We start from the raw sequence: 24,978 nt of genomic DNA, 5'->3' as shown, positions 1-24,978 counted from the left end.
CTCTATGGACATTCTGAATGAATACCGATCTTGAAATCACCACCATGCGTGATTCAGCTGATCAGGTGGTTGGCATCCTGAAATCGCTTGCAAACACTGACCGTCTCATCATCCTATGTCATCTTTCCCAAGCGGAACTCAACGTTTCCCAAATTGAAAATCTCACCCACATCCAGCAACCTACACTTTCCCAGCAATTGATGATGTTACGTAAAAGTGATGTGGTCAGTACCCGCCGCGATGGTAAGCAAATTTTCTATTCTATTAAAGATCAGAATCTGGTGGTCATCCTGAATACGCTGTATCAACTGTACTGTGCAAAAGCTTAAGCATTTTATCTAGAGTCTAAACATTCCTCTTGGCACTGGAGATGATCTTCAATATGTAGATCATCTCTTTGAAACAGAATCATTGCTAAGAACTGGTCAGGTCATTTTTTATATGAGGGTTGATCAAGCTCCACTTTTATCCATGATTTCTTAGCAGAAAATGTGCATAATATATCTATATTTGTGATTTAGACTTTTATATGTCCAATTCGAAGCCAAAACTGCTGCAATTATTACCGGCCTGGTCATGGTTAAGCCATTATAGTCCGGTTAAATTCAAGTCCGACGTGCTGGCTTCGTTAATTGTGGTTGCCATGCTGGTGCCGCAAGGTATGGCCTATGCCATGCTGGCTGGATTGCCGCCGATCATGGGGCTATATGCCAGTATCCTGCCTATGATTCTGTACGCGATGCTAGGTAGTAGCAGTACCTTGTCGATTGGTCCTGTGGCCATCATTTCCATGATGACCTTCGCCACGCTGAATCCTTTATTTGAAGTCGGTTCACCCGTCTATATCGAAGCAGCAACTTTATTGGCGCTGATGGTCGGAATCATTTCCCTATTATTAGGCTTGATGCGTTTTGGTTTTTTGATTCAGCTGATTAGCCATCCGGTAATTCAGAGTTTTATTATTGCTTCTGCGCTGCTGATTGCGGTTGGACAGTTTAAGTTTCTGATCGATGTGCCATTACAAGCCAATAATCTTCAGCAATTTGTGTTTAGCCTGCTGGAATATCTCCATCTGATTCACTGGCCAAGTCTGGTTTTTGGGCTGCTGTCCATTGGCCTGCTGATCTATCTTCCAAAAATTCTGAAATCCCAGTCTGTACAAAGCCGGATCGGATCGACTGATTTTCTGGTGCGTGCTGTACCATTAATGCTAGTCGCTTTAGGTATTTTGGCTGTGGTGTATCTAAATCTGCAAACACAAGGGATCAAAACGGTAGGTGCAATTCCTTCCGGATTTCCACCTTTAAGTTTTCCACACTGGAACTGGGATTTAGTGCTCACCTTGCTGCCAGGCGCGACCATGATTGCGATGATCAGTTTTGTGGAATCGCTGTCTATCGCGCAAGCAACAGCATTACAGCAACGTAGCCAGCTAAACAGTAACCAGGAACTGATTGCACTGGGTATTGCCAATATTAGTGCCGGAGTCAGTTCTGCCTTTCCAGTTACTGGTAGCTTGTCACGTACTGTGGTCAACGCGGATGCTGGTGCCAGAACGCCAATGGCGGGTGTACTGTCTTCTCTGCTGATTATTTTGATCAGCCTGTTTTTTACCGGTTTCTTTGAAGAGCTGCCACTGGCGATTCTTGCCGCCACGATCATTGTATCGATCTGGAAACTGGTTGATTTCCAGCCCTTTATGAACGCTTGGCGCTATTCCAAAGCAGACGGGATTGCCATGTGGGTAACTTTCTTTGGTGTGGTGCTGATTGATATCTCGACAGGTCTGATTATTGGCATTATTTCCACCTTCGTGCTGATGCTGTGGCGTATTTCCCGTCCGCATATTGCAGTAGTCGGCCTGATTGAAGGCACCCAGCATTTCCGCAATGTGCAGCGCCATCAGGTGCTGACCTCAGATCAGGTGCTTTCCTTGCGTATTGATGAAAATCTAAGCTTCTTGAATGCTAATGCCTTTAAGGGCTTTTTGATTAATGCGGTCGGTGATAAAGACCAGCTTAAGCATGTCATTTTGAACTGTTCCAGTATCAGTGCTATTGACCTTAGTGCTCTGGAAATGCTGGAAGATCTGAATACAGAACTGTCCAAACTCAATATTCGTCTACACTTTGCTGAAGTGAAAGGACCAGTCATGGATCGCTTACAGGAATCCAAATTGCTTAAACATCTCAGTGGACGGATTTATCTGACGCACTATCAGGCAATTCGGGATCTCTCCCCCGATCTGTTTAATGATCACAGTAAAGATTATTCCATTTAACTCGTTTGACTATTCCAGGAACAACGTGATTAATTTTGAAGGCATCTCGTAGTATCAGCAAAATTGATCACTTTTTTAAGAGCATTTCTATAATAAATATATGGTATACATTTTCATCCTAAAATTTCATCTAAGATCTAATTTTACGTAAAATATAGACAAAAAATACAGATGGTTTTCTATAATTATCATTTATTTTCATAAACTTATATTTAAACTGAAAATATATTTTAAGCACATAGAATTTTAAGTATAAAATAACGCAAATTTTTTCCGCATTTAGCCCTCGTAATTTACACAAGGCAACCTTATGTTCTCTGCCCTTTCGCGTATGAGTTTAGTCTCCCGAATCATCATTGCCATTATACTTGGTATTGGTGTCGCGCTGGTTTTTCCAGAATATGCGCCCTACCTCAGTCTGCTAGGCGACCTTTTTATTAAAGCTCTTAAATCTGTCGCTCCTGTCCTCGTTTTCATTTTAGTTCTAGCTTCCATTGCTAACTTTAAAGTGGGTCAAGGCAACTCCCGTATGCGCCCGATCATGTACATGTATGCGATCGGCATGTTCCTGGCCGCAGTGAGTGCTGTAATTGCCAGCATCATGTTTCCAAGTACGCTGTTCCTTGACGTCGCTGCACAAGGTGACTTACAACCACCAGGCAGTTTAAGTGAAATCCTGAAAAATCTGCTGCTCAGCTTTGTTGCGAACCCAGTGGTTGCAATTGCTGAAGCGAACTTTATTGGTATTCTGGCTTGGGCAGTGGCACTGGGCATTGCATTCCGTCATGCATCTGAAACCACTAAAACCGTATTAAATGATGCAGCAAATGCCATTAACCATGTGATCCGTCTGGTAATTAGCTTTGCACCTGTCGGTATTTTTGGTCTGGTAGCAGTTACTTTTGCCGAAGCGGGTCTGGAAACTTTAGAAAGCTACGGTCATTTGCTGGCAGTATTGCTTGGTACGATGGCGTTCGTAGCACTGGTAGTGAATCCATTACTGGTTGCACTGGTGACACGTGCCAATCCTTATCCACTAGTCTTTACCTGCTTGCGCGAAAGTGGCATCACTGCATTCTTTACCCGTAGCTCAGCTGCAAATATTCCGGTAAATCTGGATCTGGCGAAACGCTTAGGTGTGTCTGAATCAACTTCAAGTGTAGCCATTCCACTAGGTGCAGCCATCAATATGGCGGGTGCATCTGTGACTATTACCGTGTTGTCGCTTGCAGCGGTAAATACGTTAGGCATCCATGTTGATTTAACCACCATGATTATTCTGTCTGTGGTTGCAACTGTTTCTGCGTGTGGTGCCTCTGGTGTTGCCGGCGGCTCATTGCTGCTGATTCCAGTTGCATGTGGCCTGTTTGGTATTTCTTCTGATATCGCAATGCAGGTCGTTGCAATCGGTATGGTGATTAGCGTGTTGCAGGATTCAACTGAAACTGCGCTCAACTCATCAACTGACGTTTTATTTACTACAGCTGTAGACCGCGCATCTAATTGATCTTATATTGATAATTCAATATTTTGCCAATAGATGTTGAGTTCTTATGCCATTACAGCGTTTACCCATCTGGGTTCAACTGGGTGCATTTCTTCTTGCCGTAAATGCCGGCATGATTAATGTACTCGGTCTGGTTACTCTCCTGCACCAATCCGTTTCCCATATGACCGGCAATATCAGTATGCTGGCCATGGCACTGGTGCAATGGCAGCCTGAACAGATTCTCTATCTGTGCCTGGTTACTGCGTGTTATGTCATTGGCTCAATGTATAGCGGTCTTATCTTGGGAAATAGCCACTTTCAGCTAGGCCGCCGTTATGGATATCCGCTCAGTCTGGTGGCTCTTTTTATTATCCTGTGCTGGATCTTGCTACCATATTTTCCTCATTATGGCTTGCTGTGGGCCTGTGTGGCGATGGGTGTGCAAAATGCCATGGTCAGTCACTATAAAGGAACGATTATCCGCACTACGCATTTATCTGGTGTATTAACCGATCTTGGGCTGTCGTTAGGCTATAAGTTGCGTGGACTGGAAGTTGAATCTCGACGGACTATCCTGCATTTACTGATCCTGATCGGATTTTTAATTGGCGGTATTCTTGCCAGCTGTATTTATCCTTATTTAAAATTAAACGCATTCCTGATCCCGGCAGCACTCAGCCTTAGTCTAAGCCTGATTTACTGGATCATTTATTTACGTTATCGACGCTTACAGCATTAATTCTCTGGAAATACTCATGGTTAAAAACGCACTACAGGCACAATTGTTAAAGGCAGGTCTGGTCGATAATAAGAAAGCAAAAAAATTGTCAAAGCAGGCCATTCATGAAAAGCGCACTGGTGATAGCAGTGAAGCTGAAATCAAGGCGAAAATTGAACAGGCCAAACAGGAGAAACTGGCAAAAGATCAGGCCATTGAACAAGAGAAAAAGGCAGCGCTGCAGGAAAAAGAACTCAAAGCTGCCATCATGCAAATGATCAATCAGCATAAAATTCGCGATACTGATGGTGAGATTTCCTATCAGTTTATTGATGATTCTAAAATCAAGAAAGTCTATCTGAATCAGCAAATTTATAATGCCCTGGTTGCAGGCAGTTTGGTGATCGCCCGCGAAAATGACAGCTATGCTTTCCTGCCTAAAGCGCTGGCGGATCGTATCAATGCCAAAATGGAAGGCTTTATCATTGTGAATAATTCCGAGAAGAATGAACAGACCACCGATGAAGAAGATCCATATGCAGCATATGTGATTCCGGATGACCTGATGTGGTAATCCATGAAAGCCAAAAGCTCCCTATTTTCGGGAGCTTTTTTTAAGCACTATTAACATAATGATTCGAGGTAGACAATCAAACTGGCTGTGCTGTATCAGCCATTAGCTCCTGAATAAATTGATCAAAACGTTGCCCTTGTGCTGGTGAATGTTCCCAGATGCTACAGCCCAAATTCTTTGCATCATCAAAGGCTTCATCCTCATAAATAATAGTATTCAAAAAATGTGCACCAGGAATGCCTTTGAGCAAATTCTGATTTGCTTCAATTTGCGAGATTTCGATCTGCTGAGGTACACGCATCAGTATTCCATAGACTTTTAACTGGGTATTAAGCTGTGCAACACTGATGGCCAGTTGCAGCATCTGGCTATACATCTCCTGCTCTTCAGCCTCTGCTGACATAGGAATAATCAGCTTATCTGCTCGCATCAACACCGAGCGCAATGCATAACTATCATGCCCGGCGATATCAATCACGATATCATCATATTGAGTTTTGACCTGTTCTACACGCCGCATTAACTCATCTGGATGGTCTTTTAAGGAAATATGTTCAAAGCCAAAACCTGTACGATGCAAAGCCACCCATTCAAAATTCTGCTTGTCGTCATCGGTATCAATATAAAGTGTTCTGGCTTGAAGACGCAGATATTCTGTCAGATTCATCGCCAAGGTACTTTTACCTGACCCTCGTTTCGGGCTGGTCACCACAAAGATCGTCATATTATCCCCGCATTTTTAATCAACAATATTATATTAAGTACTTAAAATAATTATGGTTTTAAAATGAATGATTTAATTTGAAAAGTCAAAACTCATTTAAATTAGATCATAAAAAAGCACCCTTAGATGCTTTGTTTAAAAATCTTTCTGACTAAGATCAATTTTGAGTTTTCTGTCCAATAAACAGAATTGCATCCTGCTGATTGCTGTTCTCGGCCATCATATAAATTGACTGGCTATCAATCTGGTTCAGCAATATCCCATCTACTTCCTGTGCACCATTCAAACAGTCGGAACTTGCAGAACCTGTTAAGACCAGATGAATATTAAAATATGGCGCATTGTTTTCCGAACTCACTCTTCCTGCAAATGCACACTTGTCCTGATCGCCGACAATTCCTGTCACCACTCCGCTACGGTCGATATTGACTGTAGTAATTACATTATTGGTTAAAGTCGTGGTTCGACCGCTATAGCGTCCTTGCAGGCTGGATATACTGGTATTGTCACGACTGTAATCTGTATTATAAATAAGGTTAAAAGGCCGATTATTGGTATTATTGACGTTTCCCTGCAGGTTCTTTTCCGCCGTATAATGACCATTCAGGGTTACACTAGCAGTTTGATTCAAGGCAAAATTATAGTCGCGAATGTTGGTCGCACTAAAGCGATTGCCCGATAAAGAAAACTGCCCACGCATAATACCGGTATAACCATTATCTGCTGGCAGTGAATACAATAACCAGAAATTACTATTTTTCTCGATCACACCCAGAATAGAGCGCGGACTCAAATTTTCATCTGCAAAACTGCCGAGATAAACACCTGTCAAGCGGCTTGAAGATGAACCATCTACACCTCTAAAAATATCATCATTCCCATCACCGCAGGCATTCAGCGCTAAGGCTAGACCAGCAATTGCTAACTGTTTTTGCATAATTCTACCCTTTGTATTTTTGTAGGAGGGTGATCTTTAATATTCATCTTTATCATAGCTGAGCTACTTAGAAGCTGATATGAAATGCCGATAAAGCCTCCTGTTCATCTGATGTAATTAACAGTTTTAAAACTTTCCTGATCATTTCAACAAGTCATAAGGATGACCGCTGGTTAATCAAATTTTAAATAAGCAGAATCTGCTTCTCTATCTGTTTTTGTATCTTTTTATAAGCATAATATTGATGGATCAAAATACTGTAACGGGACAGATATGTTTTAAAACGTTATTCAAGGTTAATAAATAATTTCTAAGCCTATAAACTGTATGGCATTTTTATATTGAAGAGAAAGATCAGTTGGAACAGTTTAGATTTATTCAGAACATTCAAGATTGGGCAGATCAATACCCTTGGCTGGAAATGCTGTCTTCTTTAAGCATTGTGATTGCGCTGGCTTTTATCGCCAATCTGTTTGCCAAACAGGTTGTTGTTCGTGGAATTCGTAAACTGATTTCCAAATTGCCTTTTGCCAACAACACGATCTTTGCGGAACACAGTGTAATTCGCCGTATTGCCAATATTGTACCCGCTATTGTGATTATGAATGGGATCAGCACGGTTCCACACTTGTCAGATAAAGTGCAGACCTTTGTGCAGATGGGTGCTCAGGCTTTTATTTTCCTGACCATTGCCTTGGCACTGGGTGAATTGCTGAATATTTTCAACCTGATTTATCAGCGCAACCCCAAATCACGTAATAAACCGATTAAAGGCTATTTGCAGCTGGTGAAACTGCTGATTTTTATTGTCTGTGGATTGATGATTCTGGGTACCTTCCTGAAAAAGGATGTATTTACCTTGCTGGCGGGTTTCGGTGCAATGGCTGCCGTGCTGATGCTGGTGTTTCAGAACACGATTCTTTCATTGGTGGCTTCAGTACAGATTTCTTCTTATGACATGGTGCGTATCGGTGACTGGATTGAAATGCCTTCACTGAATGCGGATGGTGATGTAATTGATATGTCATTACATACCGTGACCGTGCAAAACTTTGACAAAACCGTTACGACCATTCCAACCAATAAGTTAGTGACGGATACGTTTAAAAACTGGCGAGGAATGCAGGAAGCTGGTGCACGTCGTATCAAACGCTCGATTCATATTGATCAAAGCAGCGTGCATTTTATGAGTGAGGAAGAACAGACCAAACTGAAAAACTTTATCCTGCTCGATCATTATCTGAATACCAAGACTGAAGAGCTGGTCAAATTCAACCAGCAGTTACAGCATAATTCCCAATATAATCAGCGCCGTTTAACCAATTTAGGAACGTTCCGCGCCTATCTGGAATTTTATCTGCAACAGCATCCAGGTATTACTAAAGACTTTTCTCTGATGGTGCGTCAATTACAGCCGACTAGTGAAGGCCTACCGCTAGAAATCTATGCCTTTACCAATACCACGGTATGGACTGAATATGAGAACATTCAGTCTGATATTATGGATCATGTATTGGCAATTATTCCGGAATTTGGCCTGAAAGTGTATCAGGCACCTTCAGGTAGCGATTTTAAGGAAGTATTTACAGCGCCTGCTTCTCCAATTATTACTTAATTTCAACGCAGTTACTCCAGGCCTGAAATGATACGTCATTTCAGGCTTTTTTTATTGATTTAGACATGTAATCTCATCAATGTCTTTTCAAATTTTTTATTTACCTGAAATCAACTTTTCCAGGTTTTAAGCTTTGCAACCTAAAGTTTGATTTAGTTAATCATTTTGTGGCAATTTCACCTTAATTCAGCCTTATAAAAACAGAATCCTTTATAATCCGTGAAAAGCAAAATGCATGAGAAAAGAGCACACTAATGTTTCGATGGCTTGAACGGCTGGTAGATCCCTATCCCACCAAAAATCTGAACCAACCCTTGCCCACCAGTTTTTTCCCTTTTGTCTGGCAAGCGGCTTATGGCGTACGCCGTTATCTGTTGATTCTTGTCCTTTGTACTGCGGGTGCAGCCAGTTTCGAGGCTTTGCTGTATGCTAAAATTGGCGATCTGGTCAATTGGCTCAGCCAAAGTCAGCCAGACACCTTTTTGGAGCAACATGCGACCAACCTGACTTTACTCACTGTAGTCTTGCTGGCCAATATCTTCTTTGCCAGTGCGCAATCCTTGATCAAGCACCAGATTTTATACAGTAATTTCCCGATGCGTTTGCGCTGGCGTTTTCATAATCTGCTGCTCAAGCAAAGCCTGGATTTCTTCCACAATGACTTTGCCGGTCGTTTATCTGCCAAGGTCATGCAGACCTCACTGGCGATCCGTGAATTCTGGGTCATTCTCGGCGATATGCTGGCCTATGTAGTGATTTATTTCATTACCATTAACATCGTACTCGGATCAATTTCTGCTTATCTGATTATTCCACTGATGGTATGGCTGCTACTGTTTATCTGTGCTGCCAGCTATTTCATTCCCCGTCTCAGCAAAATCTCGCATGAACAGGCCGATGCCCGTGCGGTAATGACTGGCCGTGTGACCGATGCCTATACCAATATTCAGACCGTTAAACTTTTTGCTCATGCAGGCCGTGAAAGCCAGTATGCCAAAGCATCCATGCAAGAGTTTATGGTGACGGTTTATAAACAGATGCGACTGGGGGCCCAGTATGAAATCAGTATTTTACTGCTGAGCCTCGTACTCTATGGCGGTGTATTAGGGACAGCGATCTGGTTATGGATGGAAGGTCAGGCTCAGCTCGGCATTATTGCTGCAACTACGGCGATGGTACTGAAATTGAACAGTATTGCCGAATTCCTGATGTGGCAAACCTCGCAATTGTTTGAAAATGTCGGAACCATTCAGGACGGCATGGGAACTCTGGGTAAATCAATTTCGATTCAAGACAAGCCGGATGCCAAAGAACTGGAACTGAGACAGGGTGAAATCAAATTTGATAATGTTTGCTTTGCCTATAATGACAAAAACGTGATTGATGGTTTGAACCTGACCATACGACCGGGTGAAAAAATCGGTGTGGTGGGTCGTTCTGGTGCCGGTAAGTCTACCCTGATTCAGCTATTGCTGAATTTCTATCGTATTGACCAAGGTCGTATTTTAATCGATGGACAAAATATTGAAGATGTGACTCAAGATAGCCTGCGCAAGAATATTGCCATGGTGACACAGGACACTTCACTGCTACATCGTAGTGTGGCTGAAAACATCAAATATGGTCGTCCGAATGCGACGGATGAAGAAATGTTTGAGGCGGTGCGTAAAGCTGAGGCAGAGGAATTCATTCCGCAACTAAGCGATATGCGCGGTAAGCGTGGTTATGAGGCCTATGTTGGCGAGCGTGGCGTCAAGCTGTCTGGTGGTCAGCGTCAGCGTATTGCGATTGCTCGTGTCTTTCTGAAAGATGCACCTATTCTGATTCTGGATGAAGCAACCAGTGCACTGGATTCAGAAGTTGAAGCGGCAATTCAGAGCAGTCTGGATGAGCTGATGAAAGGTAAAACTGTGATTGCGATTGCTCACCGTCTTTCTACTATTGCGCAAATGGACCGGTTGATTGTACTGGATCAGGGTAAGATTGTTGAACAAGGCACACATGATGAACTGGTGGCATTGAATGGAATTTATGCGCATCTATGGCAACGTCAGACTGGCGGATTTTTAATAGAACACGACACAAAAGAACAAGGATAGAACATGTTATATCTGGAAGACCTGCAGATTGGTGATGAGTTTAAAAGTCGTTCTTACCGCATGAGTAAGGACGAAATTCTAAAGTTTGCTCATGCCTATGATCCGCAACCGTTTCATGTCGATGCGGAACAGGCCGAACAGCATCCGATCTTCCGGGGTCTGGCCGCCAGTGGCTGGCATACTGCTGCGGTGATCATGCGTTTATGGACCGAATGTTTCCCGGTTGCTTATGGTCTGATTGGGGCGGATTCGCATGTGCGTTGGCCCTGCCCGACCCGCCCTGATGATGAAATCCGGGTGATTGTGACCATCACTGATATTCAACCTTCCAAACGCAAACCTGATCGTGGCATTGTTAGCTATGAAACACAGGCCTTGAACCAGCAAGATCAGGTTCTGTTTAATTCAACCACAAATATTCTGGTATTTAAGCGAGAATTTACAGCAGTTTAGTTTGATTTTTACCCACATTTCAGGCTAATCTGCTTGAAGTGTTTGGGTAAGGCTCAGCATTTTGTCCAACAATTTTAAAGATAAAACTGGCTAGTTCATGCCAATATGGGCACATAAATAGAAAAAATTTGACTGAGTGCAACGGATCGCGCATGAAGATGATTGTTACACGCCAAGACCAAGGCATCCCAGGTGTTTATGGTCTTTTGCTTCTCGACGTTATCTCCCGCTGGGGCTATAACGATGAGTCGCTATTCAAACCTTTTGGGCTGACCAGCGAACAGCTGGCAGATCCTGAGTTCCGAATTCCGACTGCTATTGCCAATGATATGGTTAAACACGCACTCAAGCTGACTGGTGAACCGACCTTGAGCTATCACCTTGGCACACAGATGCGTATTTCCATTCATGGCTTTATTGGCTATGCCATCATGACGGCAAACAATATTACCGAAGCTTTGGTGCTGGCCAACCGTTTTATTCAGTTGCGTTTGCCCTTCCTACAACTGTTCTTCTCGACCTTTGGGGTCAAGGCCACAGTACAGCTACAAACTGATATTCAGATGGAACCGCTGCGTACTGAAATTTCAATCGCCCTGATGATCGGTCTGATCAGTATGGCTAAAGCCATTACCGGGATCAGCGATGCAACCGGAGAAATCGATTTCGATTTTAAAAAGCCGGAAGGTTTTGAACGCTTTATAGTAAAATTCCCTACGCATCAGTTCCGTTTTGAACAGCCACATCTGTTACTTAGCTTCGATAAAAACTATCTGATGAATAAACTGGTGCATGCCGATCCGATCGCCAGCCAGATTGCGATTAACCAGTGTGAAGCAGAACTTTCCGCACTGGGTGAACGGCATCGTATTGCCATGCGGGTACGGGATATTCTGACCAATTCAGAACAGCATTATCTTAGTATTGAAGCAGTCGCCGACCGTCTGCATATGTCGGATCGTACCTTGAAACGTCAGCTGGCCGCAGAAGGCACTTCTTTCTCGACACTGGTCGATGAAGTACGTTATCGTCATGCAACTTCCCTGCTTTCACGAACAGACTTCACTCTGGAACAGATTGCCGATGAACTCGGCTATAGTGATGTCGCCAACTTCAGTCGTGCCTTTAAACGCTGGAGTGGTCGCAGTCCAAGCAACTGGCGTAAAGATCCATACCTATAAGCCTTTTGTTTTGCAGCAAAAGAATGTATAAATCATGTCAAAAATGAACCTAAGCGATTTAAGGAGTTATCAATGAATCATCCTTCAGAATTAAAGTACGCAAGTACACATGAATGGGTACGCATTGAGGGTGATCTTGTGGTGACCGGTATTTCTGACCATGCACAGGATGCTTTAGGTGACCTGGTCTATGTTGAAGCACCAGATCTTGATTCACATGTAACCGCAGGTCAGCAAGCAGGTGTGGTTGAATCTGTAAAAACAGCATCAGATATCCATGCGCCTGTTTCTGGTGTGGTTGTTGAAATCAACCCGGCACTGGAAGATGATCCGGATTTCATTAATGACGATCCATACGGCAAAGGCTGGATCTACAAAATCAAACCAGACAATATCGCTGATGTAGAAAAACTACTGAGCAATACCGAATATGAAGCAGGCCTATAATCTAACCTGTTTTTAAGAATCAGCCTGCGGGCTGATTTTTTTATGCCTGAATTTTTAAGACCTCATACAGATCAAAATGACGCCACATACATCGGTTTTTATTGTATTATTCACATAATCTCCCATATAGTCATCGTGACGCGCTTCGATGCTGAACATCGCATTCAGCATACTCCATAAAAAAAATATTGCTTTTGGCCTAGCGTCTCACATTAAAACTTCAGGACAACCATGAATGCAACTACAATGCCGCTGTGGACGAAGCCCTTTTTGCTTTGTCTGGCAAATAATATGTTTTTGTTTATTTTTTATTTTGCACAAACCACAATTCTGCCGATTTATATCCTGAAAGAACTTGGTGGCAGCGTAACACAGGCCGGTTTAACCCTGACGCTGTTCATGGTTTCAGCTATTGTGATCCGCCCATTTAGTGGCTTGATTATAGAAAAATTAGGACAGCGTCGTACTCTCATCATCTCGGCAACCATGTTCTGTTTAATCGCTTTTGGCTATTTATTTATTAGCAACATGACCAGTTTATATGTGCTGCGATTAATGCATGGGGTCTGGTTCAGTATTCTGACTACTGTGTGTGTTCCTGTGGTAAACCAGTTTATTCCAGACAGTCGTCGTGGCGAAGGCATGGGTTATTATGCCATGTCAGTAAATCTCGGGATTGTACTTGGACCACTCATTGGCTTGGGTCTTATTCCATATTTAAGCTATACCATGGTGACTGCTGTACTCGTCGCGATGATCTTTATCGGTTATATCTTCTGTTTTTTGATTCCAGTGCAGGAAGTCAAACAACCTGTCAGTGAAGCTGAAAAGACCAAACTTGGCTTAAGTGATTTTATTGAGAAAAAATCCCTGACCGTTGCCTTAATGGTCATGATGATTTCCTTCTCATATGCCAGCATCATGTCCTTTATTGCCCCCTTTGCCAGTTCAATTCATCTGATGCAGTACGCAGGCTTATTCTTTGTGGTTTTTGCCATTTCCATGATGAGCCTACGCCCGATTACTGGCAAAATTTATGACCGTAAAGGTCCACAATATGTAATTTATCCTGCGGTTCTTACCTTTAGTCTGGGGCTATTGGTTTTAAGTCAGATTCATACCCTGACTGGATTTATGCTGGCAGCCGTACTGATCGGATTGGGTTTTGGCAGTGCTCAACCTTGCTTGCAAACTCTCGCCATTCAACGTGCTCCCAAGCATCGGATTGGCTATGCTACTTCGACTTTCTATACCTGCTACGACATCGGCATTGCCATTGGCTCATTAGTCGTTGGGATGATGATTACCAAGCAAAGCTTCAGCTTCGCCTTTATTATTTGTGCCGCTCTAACAGCCTTGAGCCTGCTGTATTTTAAATTCGTGGTTCAACGTACAACTGTTATAGCTTAATCCAGCAATAAAAAAACCGACCTTATTTCATGTCGGTTTTTAATTTAAGCCTTTCAGATTTATGAACTTTGTTCTGTGGTACTGGTATCTTCATCCGTTTCATTGTCCGGCTTTTTCTCTTCCACCATGCTAAATGCGGTGGCCGTATTATTCATGGCTGGATTAGCACGCGTACTTTTCAGTTTGATTTGCAGACGAAGCTCATTGGTCGAATCAGCATTACGCAATGCTTCTTCATAAGAAATCGCACCTTCATTATAAAGATCAAATAATGCCTGATCAAAGGTCTGCATACCAAGTTCACGTGATTTACCCATAATTGCTTTTAATTCATGGAAATCACCTTTCAGAATAAGATCTGATACCAATGGTGTATTCAGCATAATTTCGACCGCGGCACGACGCCCCTTGCCATCTTCAGTACGGACCAAACGCTGAGAGACAATCGCTTTCATATTGGAAGACAGATCCATCAATAACTGATTACGGCGTTCTTCCGGGAAGAAGTTAATAATCCGGTCGAGGGTCTGGTTGGCATTGTTGGAATGCAGCGTCCCCAGACAGAGATGCCCTGTTTCGGCAAAGGCAATTGCATGTTCCATGGTTTCCGTATCCCGGATTTCACCAATCAGAATCACATCGGGTGCCTGACGCAAGGTATTTTTTAAGGCATTATGCCAGGAATGGCTATCTACACCGACCTCGCGATGGGTGATCATTGACTTCTTATGTTTATGTACATATTCCACCGGGTCTTCTACGGTAATGATATGGCCTGCTGAGTTTTCATTACGATAATCAATCATCGCAGCAAGCGAAGTCGACTTACCTGAACCTGTACCGCCCACGACGAGTACCAGACCGCGCTTTTCCATAATCACATGCTTGAGTGACTCTGGTAATTTTAACTTCTGGAAATTCGGAATTTCTGCAGTGATGGTCCGGATCACCATGCCGACATTGAGCTGCTGCTGGAACACGTTGACACGGAAACGTGAAACGCCCGGTACAGTAATGGCAAAGTTACATTCTAGTTCTGCTTCATATTCTTTACGCTGCTTTTCGTTCATCAGTGCATAGGCAAACAGTTTGGTTTTTTCTGGGGTGAGTTCCTGTTGCCCAAAAGGTTTCATTAATCCCTGATGTTTGATACTCGGAGGAAAGTCTGCGGTAATGAACAAGTCTGAACCACCATATTCAACGACCTTGGTCAGCATATGATGCATAAACTTACGTGCTTCTTCTAATAACTCTGCCGTAAACATATTTTCCTCTGTAATGCACAATGGTATAAATCTTCAAAAAAAGACTCATATCAATATATTTTGATTTTATTGTGCAGCGCTTTTTCAAAAGGCTCAAACACATTTGATTTATAAAGATAATTTTTTTAAATAATTCTGTGACCTGATTCAAAGAAAATAAAAATAAAGGGAAATGATCTTAATGAAATTAAAATCTAATATTTATAACTATTGATAAACTAGAGTCCAGATTTTAGAAAAGTAAATTGGAAACTCATCGAAATGAATCCGTCCACATATTTTTTTAAATAAGGAAATTAAATTAAAAATCTTGGTGGCTAAAGCTTTATGATCTTTAAACCACCGCTGAAAAATTATCATCCAACTTAACTGCATTTGAATGCAGCTTGATTTCAGCAAAATGTTGTATGTCAGATTCTGGAAAGTGTAGTTTCCTTAGACTGTTCCAGTATCCTCATTTTACTTCCTTCTTCCTGAAGAGCGGGATTGATGCGACTGCTCTTTAATTTGATCTGCAAACGCATTTCATTACTTGAATCTGCATTACGCAAGGCTTCGTCATAAGAAATAACTCCCTGGTTATACAAATCAAATAATGCCTGATCAAAGGTCTGCATGCCGAGTTCACGCGAACGCGCCATAATAGTTTTCAACTCGTAAAAATCTCCTTTACGGATAAAATCAGACACCAGTGGCGTATTCAATAAAATTTCAACGGCAGCTCTACGGCCTTGCCCATCCTCGGTACGGATCAAACGTTGCGAAATCACAGCTTTCATATTGGCGGATAAATCCATTAATAGCTGATTGCGGCGTTCTTCCGGGAAGAAATTAATAATTCGGTCTAAAGCCTGATCGGCATTATTAGAATGCAGGGTGGCCAAACACAGATGACCGGATTCAGCAAAGGCAATTGCATGCTCCATACTTTCGGTATCCCGGATTTCACCAATCACGATCACATCCGGTGCCTGACGCATGGTATTGATCAGCGCGTTATGCCAGGAAACACAATCTACGCCAATTTCACGTTGGGTAATCATGGACTTTTTATGTTGATACACGTATTCCACAGGATCTTCTATGGTAATAATATGTCCTTCAGAATAGGTATTGCGGTGATCAATCATGGCTGCAAGTGTGGTAGATTTACCAACACCTGTCGCACCTACAATCAGAACCAGCCCACGTTTTTCCATAATCACTTGTTGCAAAGAGTTTGGTAGTCCTAATTGCTGAAAGCTTGGAATCTCCGTAGTAATGGTTCTGATTACCATCCCAACATTATGCTGTTGCTGAAAGACATTGACCCGGAAGCGTGATACACCCGGTACACTGATACCGAAATTGCATTCCATCACTGATTCAAATTCCTTGATCTGTCGTTCATTCATTAAAGCATAGGCAAACAAACGGGTTTTATTCGCTGCCAGTTTTTGCTGACCAAAAGGCTTCATCAGACCCTGCTGTTTGATACTTGGTGGAAAATCTGCGGTAATAAAAAGATCGGAACCTCCATATTCAACCACTTTGGTCAGCATATGGTGCATAAATTTGCGTGCTTCATCGAGCAATTCGGGTGTATACATATCGAGGTCCCTCAGATCATGTCCATCGCGCGATATAAAACGTGTTGATGCAGATCCTGAAAAATTATTGTTATTGTGAAATCATTTATTTTTTTGATGCTTTTATAAATATATTTTTAATGGATTATTATTCTGTATGTTCAACATAGTGAAGGTGCTGATCGAAACTTTATAAGCAGTCTTCCTCTCTGTAGCATTCACTCATGCCTTTCCCTAACAGTCTGAGGAAAGGCATGACCGTAAATTTAAGCACTACGCTTTAAACCTTCCAGTCGCAGTGAATCTGTCATATTTAACAACAGTTGTTCGGTTTTTGTCCAGCCCAGACATCCATCTGTAACCGACTGTCCGTAAACCATACCATTTGAAATTTTCTGATTGCCATCAACCAGATGACTTTCCAGCATCACACCGCGAACATTGGTCTGTAAGCGTTCTGCCACGATCTGCTCTAAAACCTCTGGTTGTAACATCGGATTTTTGGAACTGTTGCCATGGCTACAGTCAATCACTAATGCTGGCAATTCCGCTGAATGTTTGGCTTTGATTTTCTCGATTTCAGATAACTGGTAGTTCGGACCACTATTTGATCCACGCAGAATCAGATGGGCTTTTGGATTTCCTTTGGAATTTAAAATACATGGTAAACCCGATTGGCTCATGCCCAGGAACTGATGCGGATGAGAAGCTGACTGAATCGCATCTAAAGCAATCTGAATCGAACCATCAGTGCCATTTTTGAAACCGATGCTGTATGGCATATGGCTAGAAATTTCGCGATGGATCTGAGATTCACTGGTACGTGCACCAATCGCACCCCACGCCAGTAAATCATCGAAATACGCCGTCGCCATTGGACTGAGGATTTCCGAAGCAATCGGTAAGCCCATGCCAATAATTTTCAGGTAAAGTTCGCGAGATTTTTGCAGACCCAACTGCATATTGGATGAACCATCCAGTGCAGGATCGTATAGGAAACCTTTCCAGCCGACTGTGGTACGAGGCTTTTCAATGTAAGCACGCATGACCAGGAAAATCTGATCAGAAATTTGAGCCTGTAACTGTTTTAATTTTTCTGCATATTCAAGTGCCGAGGCTTCATCATGGATGGAGCATGGTCCGGTAATCACCATCAGACGGTGATCTTTACCCTCTAGAATGTTCTGTATGGTTTGTCGCTGTCCGGCAATCTGTTCAGCCAATTGTGGAGACAATGGCAATTGTGCTTTCAGTTCTGCCGGCAGGCTTAATAGAGTTTCAGTTTGCTGTTGTTGTGATGTAATAACGCTATTCATGACTTTCATCCTTTGGACTGATCAATACAGTCCGAACTTTTATTTGAGCTTTATGGGTCTATGTGTCTGGGTGCTAAGGTTCATCAACTGGTTAAAGTAGAACCAATAAAAGTTGCTAAAGTATGAATAATTAAAATAAGTCATGGCTGTCTCCAAAATTAGTAAATATAACAAGCATAAAAAAACCTGATCAGGGTTGCCGATCAGGTATAAACTGGGTGGGCAACCTTTTACTTGCCCGAACGCATTCAGGCAATCATCTAAACTGCCAGAAATAATAATAAGCGTTTGAGTTTACAGGTTGCTTGAGCATGTTATGTCATTTATAAAAATGTGAATATGAAATTTAAAATACGCGGTATATCAGTATTTGACAAGTAAAAATTGTAAAAAAAATATTTATTAGTGTAGCTATTTTTATTTATCAATCCACGTATTTGTCATAGCTATACCAAAGTTTGACAAGATCTGAAGCTACTTCAGACCTTGTCAAGATTCAGTGACTCATTATTAAAGCAGAATCAACGTGAAACACGGTTCCAGGCATCGCGGATCGCATATTTAGCCTGCTCCCAGTTCAGACGCGACTCGCCTTTTACCTGTTCCCATTTGATTCTTAAATCGGATTCGACATCTTCAAAACGGGTGTTAGCATCATAATGGGCACGATTTTCATAACCGACCTGATACGCCGTATGATAATCACGATCATAATCCAGATCGCTATAACTTGTACGTGCTTCAGTATAATAAGGCGTATTTAATGAATTTTCACGCCAATATGCTTCTTCTTCGGTTGGGTTTACCACTTCACCTACACCATGACCCGCTAACCCGCCAACCACTGCACCGACTACGCCACCGACAGCAGTTCCAACCGGACCAGCAGCAGAACCAATTGCTGCACCTGCAGCTGCACCGCCTGCAGCACCGACACCTGTACCTACCGGATGCGCACCCGGTTCACCAGTAATTGGATCGGCATTTAAATCATCACGTACTTCTTTTGGAGAATTCTTGATTAAATCACGATCAAAATTATCATTCGACATAGAGCTTATCCTTATTGTTGAAAATGGTTTTCTTAACGCATATCAATATGCTTTCACCACTATAAAGCTCTGAGCCAAAATGACTTTAGAAGGCTTGTGCGGATTCAGTTAAGCTCTGTGAGGGTTTAAGAGGCAAATGTATCCAACTTAAAATAAATAAACATAAAAAAGACCGGTATTTACCGGTCTTTTAAAATTGATCCGCTTAGTCAAAATGAATCACTGTACGGATCGACTTGCCTTCATGCATCAGATCAAATGCTTCGTTAATCTGCTCAAGCGGCATGGTATGGGTTACAAATGGTTCCAGCTGGATATCACCTTTCATAGCCTGCTCAACCATTCCTGGCAATTGTGAACGACCTTTTACGCCACCAAATGCAGTCCCCATCCATTTACGGCCAGTCACGAGCTGGAATGGACGAGTCGAAATTTCCTTACCTGCACCAGCGACACCAATAATGACTGATTGACCCCAGCCACGGTGTGCACATTCCAGTGCAGAACGCATTACGTCGACATTACCGATACATTCAAATGAATGATCTACACCCCAGCCTGTCATTTCCACAATGACTTGCTGAATTGGCTTGTCATAGTCTTTTGGATTTAAGAAGTCGGTTGCACCGAACTGTTTTGCCAGTTCAAATTTATCAGCATTGGTATCTACTGCAATAATACGGCTGGCTTTGGCTTGACGGGCACCTTGTACCACTGCCAACCCGATACCACCCAGACCGAATACTGCAACCGTATCGCCTTCCTGTACTTTTGCTGTGTTATGTACTGCACCAATACCTGTAGTGACACCACAGCCTAATAAGCAAACGTGTTCATGATTTGCTTCCGGATTGATTTTCGCCAGAGAAACTTCAGCAACCACGGTATATTCAGAGAATGTTGAACAGCCCATGTAATGGTAAATTGGCTCGCCATTATAAGAGAAACGCGTGGTACCATCCGGCATTACCCCTTTACCCTGAGTCGCACGTACAGCAACACACAGGTTCGTTTTGCCAGATTTACAGAACAGACATTCACCACATTCAGCAGTATATAGAGGAATCACGTGATCACCCGGTTTTAAGCTGGTGACACCTTCACCCACTTCAACCACCACACCTGCACCTTCATGGCCCAGAATTGCCGGGAATACACCTTCAGGATCTTCACCAGATAAAGTGAAAGCATCAGTATGACACACGCCCGTATGGCTAATTTTTACCCGAACTTCGCCAGCTTTCGGTGGTGCGACATCAACTTCAACGATCTGTAATGGCTCGCCTGGACCGAACGCTACCGCTGCACGTGATTTCATTTAAAACTATCCTTTGTTTGCTGATTTAACAGATGACTAACAGTAACCTCTTTCTATTCTGAGATTCAACCATTAACATCTTTAATATGGGAAGAATAAAGCCAAATAATTAATGGAAACTCAATGACTCACCGAACTAAAACACTTTGTATCAGTTTTATTAGCTTATCCATTTTTTTGACAGGCTGTGAGTTAGATCCAAACATATCGACTAAAGCAAAAATTACACCGGTACAATCCCAACACTGGATTCAAAAAACCGAAGCCCGGGAAAATGTTCAGGAAGGTTTAACCGCTTATTTGCCGCTATATGACGGTTTTATGAGTATTGCAGCACGACTACACCTGATCAATCACGCCAAGCATCATCTTGATTTGCAATATTATATCTGGAACGATGATTTTATTGGTAATCTGGTATTGTCCCAGTTGCTGAATGCCGCTGATCGCGGAGTTAAAGTGCGGCTATTAATTGATGACCAGAATGGTACCCAGCTGGATGATAAGCTGCTTGCGCTGAGCCAACATCCTAATATCGAAACCAAATTATTTAATCCTTATAAATTTCGTCACTTTCGCGCCCTAGATTATGGGCTGCGTTTAAAGAAAGTGAATCACCGTATGCACAATAAATTGATCATTGCCGATGGCAGTGTGGCTGTCACCGGTGGCCGCAATATCAGTAGTGAATATTTTGAAGCCAGCAATGATTTTCAGTTTACCGATGTCGATATTTTCTTTGCTGGCAATGCGGTCACAGATGCCAACCAGTCTTTTATCGACTTTTGGAATGATACGCTGAGTTATGATATCCAGCAGATCTTAGAGGAAAGGTCTAAACCGGATGATTTGGTTGAATTAAGAAAATTATTTGCTCAAACCCGTTTGGATGCCAAGGAAACCCAGCGTCGCGTCAATATTGCCGAGCAACAAATTGCCAAACAATTACAGTCACAACCTGTGCAATGGGCCAGTGCGCACTTTGTTGCCGATTCCCCCAGAAAAGCACGTCACACGATAAATGATGAAGACTTCATCTATACCCAGATGTTAGATCTGATGGGTGAACCAAAAAATCAGTTAGACCTGGTGTCTTCCTATTTTGTTCCCACCCAATGGGGAACGGATTATCTGAGCAAGCGTGCCCGAAATGGCTTGAAAATTCGAGTTGTCACCAACTCATTTTTGGCGAATGATGTGCCTGTGGTACATGCCTACTATCAGCAATACCGTAATCAATTGCTCAGAAATGGTATAGAAATCTGGGAATTTAAACCTTATATCGAACGTCGGGAACGTACCTGGTATGAGAAAATGACAGGTAATGTGATTCCAGCTAAAAATAAAAACAGCTCCAGCCTGCATGCCAAGTTTTTCCATGCGAATGGCAAAGTCTTTATCGGCTCTTTTAACTTTGATCCCCGTTCAGCACGCCTGAATACTGAAGTCGGACTGGTGATCGAATCAGAGAAACTTCAAAATGAAATTGCAGCCTCACTAGATAAATATCTGCCACGTATTGCTTATCAACTTAAGCTGAATGATAAAGGGGAAATTATCTGGCTGGACCAACAGAAAGACGGAAAAATTTTAAAATTTACCCATGATCCTGAAACAACCCGATTCCAGCGTTTTATGATGCATTTGGTCACGACTTTTCCGGCTGAATGGGCAATGTAATGACAAGCAGATGACAAAATTGAATTTCCACCTCATTTTAAAAATTGTTAATTTTAGGATTAATTGAAAATTGTGCAGGTTTTAGACGTTTATTCGGTCAATGCGGTCATGATCTATACCATAGCTCTAGATTGCCTTAAAATTACACTTTTCCAGTTTTATGCGAAGTTTTTTCGCCACACTCCCATGCAATTTTTTGATTTAAGCCGCCAGTTTAAGTTAAGTGATATCCTCACACCAAACAAAACCCTTCAAGAATTATCCGCTCAGGAATGGTTTCTCGCCAAAATCCGTGTAGAGCATGATTGTATTTCTGATACAGAAGTGATTGAAGGTCAGGTTATCATCCAGTCCAATGAAAATATCCAGATTGAAATGGAATGGCTGATTCAGGATTCTGGCTATGATCTGCAGGTGCTCTTTAAAGGTGTAGAAACTGAAGTCAATGAAGAAACTTTGGTCGTCGTCAAAGGTGCGAAACTGGTTGATGAGCAGCAACAATTACTATCTTCACAAGCTTTGAGTTTATGGATCGATGGCACGCTGTTGCCTTTATTACCGAATATTGGTCGTGAAATTAAATCTCGTTTAAATCTTTGGGATTATGTGGAATATGATGGTTAATATTTAAAGCCATCACTTAAAACTTTTAGGGCGATTCAATCGCCTTTTTTATTTTAAAATTTCTATAGAGATGAATGGTAAGTCGTAATGTCTCGGCAATTTTATATATGCTCTATGCTATGTTAATGAAAATAATAAAAAATGAAGATGACCTTATGATGGTAAATATTCAGCCTCAAGATTGGCTTAAGATCCGGAATGTCTTTGCTGATGCCCAGCGTGCTGCCATGCACTGCTCGGTATCTACAATCACCTCTGATGGATTTCCTACAAGCAGTCCCATCGGCACTTTATTTTTACATGAATATAAACCCACAGGCTTTTTCTTTGACCGCTACTGTACCAGCCTGAAACAGAACCTTCCACATAGTTCGAAAGCGTGTATTCAAGCAGTAAATAGTAGCCAGTCATTTTGGCTAAAATCTTTAATGAGCGGTAAATTTAGCAGTTATCCAGGAGTACGTTTATATGCGGAAATCAGTGAACTGCGACCTGCAACTGAAACTGAACTGGAGCTGGTCCATCGCAGAATAAAACTATTAAGATGGACCAAAGGCAGCCGCCTGATCTGGTCTGACTTTACCCATGTTCGGGATTTTCAGGCGCATGGTTTTAAATGGGTAGAATATCCACAAATGATGCCGGATACATAGATTTAATACTTACTATTGGTTGGTAATTAACTATAAGTATGCATGTATTTTATTTTCTTAATCCCAAAATGAAATATGTGCTTCAATCAAGATAGATTTAACGTAAACAGTATAAGTATCGCATTAACATTTATCGCTAAAGCCTAAATCAGTCCAGCATCTCTAAACAATTCCCGATAGGCTTCCGCCTTTTTCTCCAAAGCCAATGGATAGGCTCGTGATGATGATGGCATTCGATAGAGTTTTAGTTCACGTCCAGCAAAATGTGCTTTACTCGGCTGCCCGATAGCAGGTTTTTCTGTGCCTTCAGGCATGGATAGCATCAGGGTTTCGGTCGCTTTATCGCCTGTGGTCATAATGCTATGACATAAAGGCATCTGAACAAGCAGTTCGTTGAGATCAGTCGGCGTAACAATTTCCAGAAATTTATCTGAAGCATTTCCCTTCAATCGCCGGATCTGATACGCCGTATCAAAAATCGCAATACCTTTTTCCAGCAAAAATTCCCGAATCAACATCTCCTGAAAATTCTTATTGGCAATATCCAGAAAGTAATCTTTATTATGAAAGAAAATTAAACCAAATATCCGCCACATATCATTTTGATAATTTGGATAATAGAAACGCATTTTCCAACGTGTTTCTGGTGGCGGAAAACTGCCCATCATCAGAAGTTTGGAATTTTCCGGTAAAAAAGGTTCTAGAGGATGGGTTTCAATATCCGACATAAAATTCCACTAAATTAGTGTATAGAAATTCTATTCTAAAATTTTTGGCGGATTTTTGTAGCAACTTCCTGTCCCCAAAGCGTATAAACTTCTTTACTCGGGTGAAAACCGTCTTTGGCCATTTCCAGATTGAGTGCCTGATATTGTTTGATATCGTACTCAATCCACTGCATATTGGCTTTCTTGCTGACAAATTTCTCCAGCTCAGAGTTCATGGCTTTGGCATAACGACCAAATAACCAGGCTAATGGATTTGGTAAAGCCGGGAACATGTTCATGGGTGGAACACCGGCCGCGATAATTAACTCAGGACTAAAGCGACTTTCAATCACCTGATAAAGTTTCTGCTGCTTTTTAATCCACACATCTGCGGGTGTCAGCTTGGTAACATCATTTACACCGACTGAAGTCACCACAACATTATAGTGTTCAGCCGGAATTTTTTCTAATACACGAATGACGTTGGAAGTCGCATCTCCCGTTTTCGCCTGAAGTTTCCAGCGAATCCGATAATCTTGCTGGAGCTGACTTAAGATTGCCCCAGTTAATGCGTCTTCTTGATGATCTACGCCTACACCGGCTGCTGCCGAATCTCCAACAATCAGGATGGATAAAGGTTTCCCCTGCCCAATCAAACCTTCGCGTTCCCCAGCAGGTTCTGGTAATCGTAGCGTTTTTTTCTTGACGCGATTACCCTGGATGACTAGAGCAGGTATTAAGGCAATCGTGGCAGCTTTGAGCAACATAATGGATTAATTTATATAAGGATAGGATTAATTTTACCCCAGTTTATAATTTTCAAGTAACAACTTAATAGTCACTAGGTCTCTTTCATAAATCAAAAAA

General features: G+C 42.1%; 23 protein-coding genes. 14 read left to right on the top strand and 9 right to left on the bottom strand.

Features of this window, described 5'->3' with window-relative positions; all coding sequences use genetic code 11:
• Positions 1–17: 17 nt before the first annotated feature.
• From BK820_RS09240 to BK820_RS09220, 5 genes are all read left to right on the top strand, one after another.
• A complete protein-coding gene (locus BK820_RS09240; RefSeq protein WP_004809492.1) occupies positions 18–329 on the top strand; it encodes an ArsR/SmtB family transcription factor in 312 nt (103 codons plus the stop codon).
• Between the two features lie 200 nt (positions 330–529).
• Positions 530–2,281, top strand: coding sequence for a SulP family inorganic anion transporter (locus BK820_RS09235; protein ID WP_071320726.1), 1,752 nt, complete (start codon positions 530–532; stop codon positions 2,279–2,281).
• Between the two features lie 310 nt (positions 2,282–2,591).
• Positions 2,592–3,788, top strand: a complete 1,197-nt coding sequence (sstT, locus tag BK820_RS09230; RefSeq protein WP_005222275.1) for a serine/threonine transporter SstT — start codon at positions 2,592–2,594, stop codon at positions 3,786–3,788.
• Positions 3,789–3,834: 46 nt separating this feature from the next.
• Positions 3,835–4,509, top strand: coding sequence for a YoaK family protein (locus tag BK820_RS09225; protein ID WP_071320725.1), 675 nt, complete (start codon positions 3,835–3,837; stop codon positions 4,507–4,509).
• A gap of 16 nt (positions 4,510–4,525) precedes the next feature.
• Positions 4,526–5,062: a DUF2058 domain-containing protein gene (locus tag BK820_RS09220; RefSeq protein WP_071320724.1), complete on the top strand. Its 537-nt coding sequence runs from the start codon at positions 4,526–4,528 to the stop codon at positions 5,060–5,062.
• Positions 5,063–5,138: 76 nt separating this feature from the next.
• Here BK820_RS09220 and BK820_RS09215 read toward each other — a convergent pair whose 3' ends face one another.
• Positions 5,139–5,786, bottom strand: a complete 648-nt coding sequence (locus BK820_RS09215) for a ParA family protein (protein WP_071320723.1) — start codon at positions 5,784–5,786, stop codon at positions 5,139–5,141.
• Between the two features lie 157 nt (positions 5,787–5,943).
• Positions 5,944–6,723 carry a hypothetical protein gene (locus tag BK820_RS09210; RefSeq protein ID WP_071320722.1) on the bottom strand — a complete coding sequence of 260 codons (780 nt, stop codon included), beginning with the start codon at positions 6,721–6,723 and terminating at the stop codon, positions 5,944–5,946.
• A 358-nt stretch (positions 6,724–7,081) separates the two neighbouring features.
• Between BK820_RS09210 and BK820_RS09205 the strand changes: the two genes are divergently transcribed.
• From BK820_RS09205 to BK820_RS09180, 6 genes are all read left to right on the top strand, one after another.
• On the top strand, positions 7,082–8,338 hold the full coding sequence (locus BK820_RS09205) for a mechanosensitive ion channel family protein (RefSeq protein ID WP_048881088.1): 1,257 nt from the start codon (positions 7,082–7,084) through the stop codon (positions 8,336–8,338).
• A 254-nt stretch (positions 8,339–8,592) separates the two neighbouring features.
• Positions 8,593–10,437, top strand: a complete 1,845-nt coding sequence (locus tag BK820_RS09200) for an ABC transporter ATP-binding protein (RefSeq protein WP_071320721.1) — start codon at positions 8,593–8,595, stop codon at positions 10,435–10,437.
• Positions 10,438–10,440: 3 nt separating this feature from the next.
• Entirely contained in the window at positions 10,441–10,890 is a 450-nt protein-coding gene (locus BK820_RS09195; protein WP_071320720.1) for a MaoC family dehydratase, read from the top strand.
• A gap of 152 nt (positions 10,891–11,042) precedes the next feature.
• On the top strand, positions 11,043–12,071 hold the full coding sequence (locus BK820_RS09190; RefSeq protein ID WP_071320719.1) for an AraC family transcriptional regulator: 1,029 nt from the start codon (positions 11,043–11,045) through the stop codon (positions 12,069–12,071).
• A gap of 72 nt (positions 12,072–12,143) precedes the next feature.
• Positions 12,144–12,518 carry a glycine cleavage system protein GcvH gene (gene gcvH / locus BK820_RS09185; protein WP_048881090.1) on the top strand — a complete coding sequence of 125 codons (375 nt, stop codon included), beginning with the start codon at positions 12,144–12,146 and terminating at the stop codon, positions 12,516–12,518.
• Positions 12,519–12,749: 231 nt separating this feature from the next.
• Positions 12,750–13,928, top strand: coding sequence for an MFS transporter (locus BK820_RS09180; protein ID WP_071320718.1), 1,179 nt, complete (start codon positions 12,750–12,752; stop codon positions 13,926–13,928).
• Positions 13,929–13,987: 59 nt separating this feature from the next.
• Here BK820_RS09180 and BK820_RS09175 read toward each other — a convergent pair whose 3' ends face one another.
• The 5 genes from BK820_RS09175 to BK820_RS09155 all read right to left on the bottom strand — a co-directional run bounded on the left by BK820_RS09175 (position 13,988) and on the right by BK820_RS09155 (position 20,447).
• Positions 13,988–15,193 (bottom strand): PilT/PilU family type 4a pilus ATPase, encoded by a 1,206-nt coding sequence (locus BK820_RS09175; RefSeq protein ID WP_071320717.1) that lies wholly within the window; start codon positions 15,191–15,193, stop codon positions 13,988–13,990.
• Between the two features lie 410 nt (positions 15,194–15,603).
• The gene (locus BK820_RS09170) at positions 15,604–16,782 is read right to left on the bottom strand and encodes a PilT/PilU family type 4a pilus ATPase (RefSeq protein ID WP_071320716.1); all 1,179 of its coding nucleotides are present in this window, start codon (positions 16,780–16,782) and stop codon (positions 15,604–15,606) included.
• 245 nt (positions 16,783–17,027) lie between these two features.
• Positions 17,028–18,077 carry a 3-deoxy-7-phosphoheptulonate synthase gene (locus BK820_RS09165; RefSeq protein WP_071320715.1) on the bottom strand — a complete coding sequence of 350 codons (1,050 nt, stop codon included), beginning with the start codon at positions 18,075–18,077 and terminating at the stop codon, positions 17,028–17,030.
• Between the two features lie 521 nt (positions 18,078–18,598).
• Entirely contained in the window at positions 18,599–19,129 is a 531-nt protein-coding gene (locus BK820_RS09160) for a hypothetical protein (RefSeq protein ID WP_005222291.1), read from the bottom strand.
• A 205-nt stretch (positions 19,130–19,334) separates the two neighbouring features.
• The gene (locus tag BK820_RS09155; RefSeq protein ID WP_071320714.1) at positions 19,335–20,447 is read right to left on the bottom strand and encodes an S-(hydroxymethyl)glutathione dehydrogenase/class III alcohol dehydrogenase; all 1,113 of its coding nucleotides are present in this window, start codon (positions 20,445–20,447) and stop codon (positions 19,335–19,337) included.
• A gap of 123 nt (positions 20,448–20,570) precedes the next feature.
• On the opposite strand from BK820_RS09155, the gene BK820_RS09150 reads away from it, so the two are divergent.
• From BK820_RS09150 to BK820_RS09140, 3 genes are all read left to right on the top strand, one after another.
• Positions 20,571–22,127: a phospholipase D-like domain-containing protein gene (locus BK820_RS09150; RefSeq protein ID WP_071320713.1), complete on the top strand. Its 1,557-nt coding sequence runs from the start codon at positions 20,571–20,573 to the stop codon at positions 22,125–22,127.
• A gap of 186 nt (positions 22,128–22,313) precedes the next feature.
• Complete coding sequence (locus BK820_RS09145) at positions 22,314–22,751, top strand: hypothetical protein (protein ID WP_071320712.1); 438 nt, start codon at positions 22,314–22,316, stop codon at positions 22,749–22,751.
• A 125-nt stretch (positions 22,752–22,876) separates the two neighbouring features.
• Positions 22,877–23,404: a pyridoxamine 5'-phosphate oxidase gene (locus BK820_RS09140; RefSeq protein ID WP_071320757.1), complete on the top strand. Its 528-nt coding sequence runs from the start codon at positions 22,877–22,879 to the stop codon at positions 23,402–23,404.
• Between the two features lie 143 nt (positions 23,405–23,547).
• Here BK820_RS09140 and BK820_RS09135 read toward each other — a convergent pair whose 3' ends face one another.
• Positions 23,548–24,132, bottom strand: a complete 585-nt coding sequence (locus tag BK820_RS09135; protein WP_071320711.1) for a uracil-DNA glycosylase family protein — start codon at positions 24,130–24,132, stop codon at positions 23,548–23,550.
• 35 nt (positions 24,133–24,167) lie between these two features.
• Positions 24,168–24,878, bottom strand: a complete 711-nt coding sequence (locus BK820_RS09130; RefSeq protein WP_071320710.1) for an SGNH/GDSL hydrolase family protein — start codon at positions 24,876–24,878, stop codon at positions 24,168–24,170.
• Positions 24,879–24,978 lie beyond the last annotated feature (100 nt).

The sequence above is a fragment of the Acinetobacter sp. LCT-H3 genome (assembly GCF_001866125.1).
In the GTDB taxonomy this organism is placed as follows: Bacteria; Pseudomonadota; Gammaproteobacteria; order Pseudomonadales; family Moraxellaceae; genus Acinetobacter; species Acinetobacter schindleri.
Note: the sequence above shows the minus strand (reverse complement) of the source record. Positions and strands in the feature narration are given on the sequence as shown.

What these genes read in the sequence shown, in the direction of transcription:
- BK820_RS09240 (WP_004809492.1), top strand. Translation starts at nt 18, where the DNA reads ATGAATACCGATCTTGAAATCACCACCATGCGTGATTCAGCTGATCAG.
- BK820_RS09235 (WP_071320726.1), top strand. Translation starts at nt 530, where the DNA reads ATGTCCAATTCGAAGCCAAAACTGCTGCAATTATTACCGGCCTGGTCA.
- sstT (WP_005222275.1), top strand. Translation starts at nt 2,592, where the DNA reads ATGTTCTCTGCCCTTTCGCGTATGAGTTTAGTCTCCCGAATCATCATT.
- BK820_RS09225 (WP_071320725.1), top strand. Translation starts at nt 3,835, where the DNA reads ATGCCATTACAGCGTTTACCCATCTGGGTTCAACTGGGTGCATTTCTT.
- BK820_RS09220 (WP_071320724.1), top strand. Translation starts at nt 4,526, where the DNA reads ATGGTTAAAAACGCACTACAGGCACAATTGTTAAAGGCAGGTCTGGTC.
- BK820_RS09215 (WP_071320723.1), bottom strand. Translation starts at nt 5,786, where the DNA reads ATGACGATCTTTGTGGTGACCAGCCCGAAACGAGGGTCAGGTAAAAGT.
- BK820_RS09210 (WP_071320722.1), bottom strand. Translation starts at nt 6,723, where the DNA reads ATGCAAAAACAGTTAGCAATTGCTGGTCTAGCCTTAGCGCTGAATGCC.
- BK820_RS09200 (WP_071320721.1), top strand. Translation starts at nt 8,593, where the DNA reads ATGTTTCGATGGCTTGAACGGCTGGTAGATCCCTATCCCACCAAAAAT.
- BK820_RS09195 (WP_071320720.1), top strand. Translation starts at nt 10,441, where the DNA reads ATGTTATATCTGGAAGACCTGCAGATTGGTGATGAGTTTAAAAGTCGT.
- BK820_RS09190 (WP_071320719.1), top strand. Translation starts at nt 11,043, where the DNA reads ATGAAGATGATTGTTACACGCCAAGACCAAGGCATCCCAGGTGTTTAT.
- gcvH (WP_048881090.1), top strand. Translation starts at nt 12,144, where the DNA reads ATGAATCATCCTTCAGAATTAAAGTACGCAAGTACACATGAATGGGTA.
- BK820_RS09180 (WP_071320718.1), top strand. Translation starts at nt 12,750, where the DNA reads ATGAATGCAACTACAATGCCGCTGTGGACGAAGCCCTTTTTGCTTTGT.
- BK820_RS09175 (WP_071320717.1), bottom strand. Translation starts at nt 15,193, where the DNA reads ATGTTTACGGCAGAGTTATTAGAAGAAGCACGTAAGTTTATGCATCAT.
- BK820_RS09170 (WP_071320716.1), bottom strand. Translation starts at nt 16,782, where the DNA reads ATGTATACACCCGAATTGCTCGATGAAGCACGCAAATTTATGCACCAT.
- BK820_RS09165 (WP_071320715.1), bottom strand. Translation starts at nt 18,077, where the DNA reads ATGAATAGCGTTATTACATCACAACAACAGCAAACTGAAACTCTATTA.
- BK820_RS09160 (WP_005222291.1), bottom strand. Translation starts at nt 19,129, where the DNA reads ATGTCGAATGATAATTTTGATCGTGATTTAATCAAGAATTCTCCAAAA.
- BK820_RS09155 (WP_071320714.1), bottom strand. Translation starts at nt 20,447, where the DNA reads ATGAAATCACGTGCAGCGGTAGCGTTCGGTCCAGGCGAGCCATTACAG.
- BK820_RS09150 (WP_071320713.1), top strand. Translation starts at nt 20,571, where the DNA reads ATGACTCACCGAACTAAAACACTTTGTATCAGTTTTATTAGCTTATCC.
- BK820_RS09145 (WP_071320712.1), top strand. Translation starts at nt 22,314, where the DNA reads ATGCAATTTTTTGATTTAAGCCGCCAGTTTAAGTTAAGTGATATCCTC.
- BK820_RS09140 (WP_071320757.1), top strand. Translation starts at nt 22,877, where the DNA reads ATGAAAATAATAAAAAATGAAGATGACCTTATGATGGTAAATATTCAG.
- BK820_RS09135 (WP_071320711.1), bottom strand. Translation starts at nt 24,132, where the DNA reads ATGTCGGATATTGAAACCCATCCTCTAGAACCTTTTTTACCGGAAAAT.
- BK820_RS09130 (WP_071320710.1), bottom strand. Translation starts at nt 24,878, where the DNA reads ATGTTGCTCAAAGCTGCCACGATTGCCTTAATACCTGCTCTAGTCATC.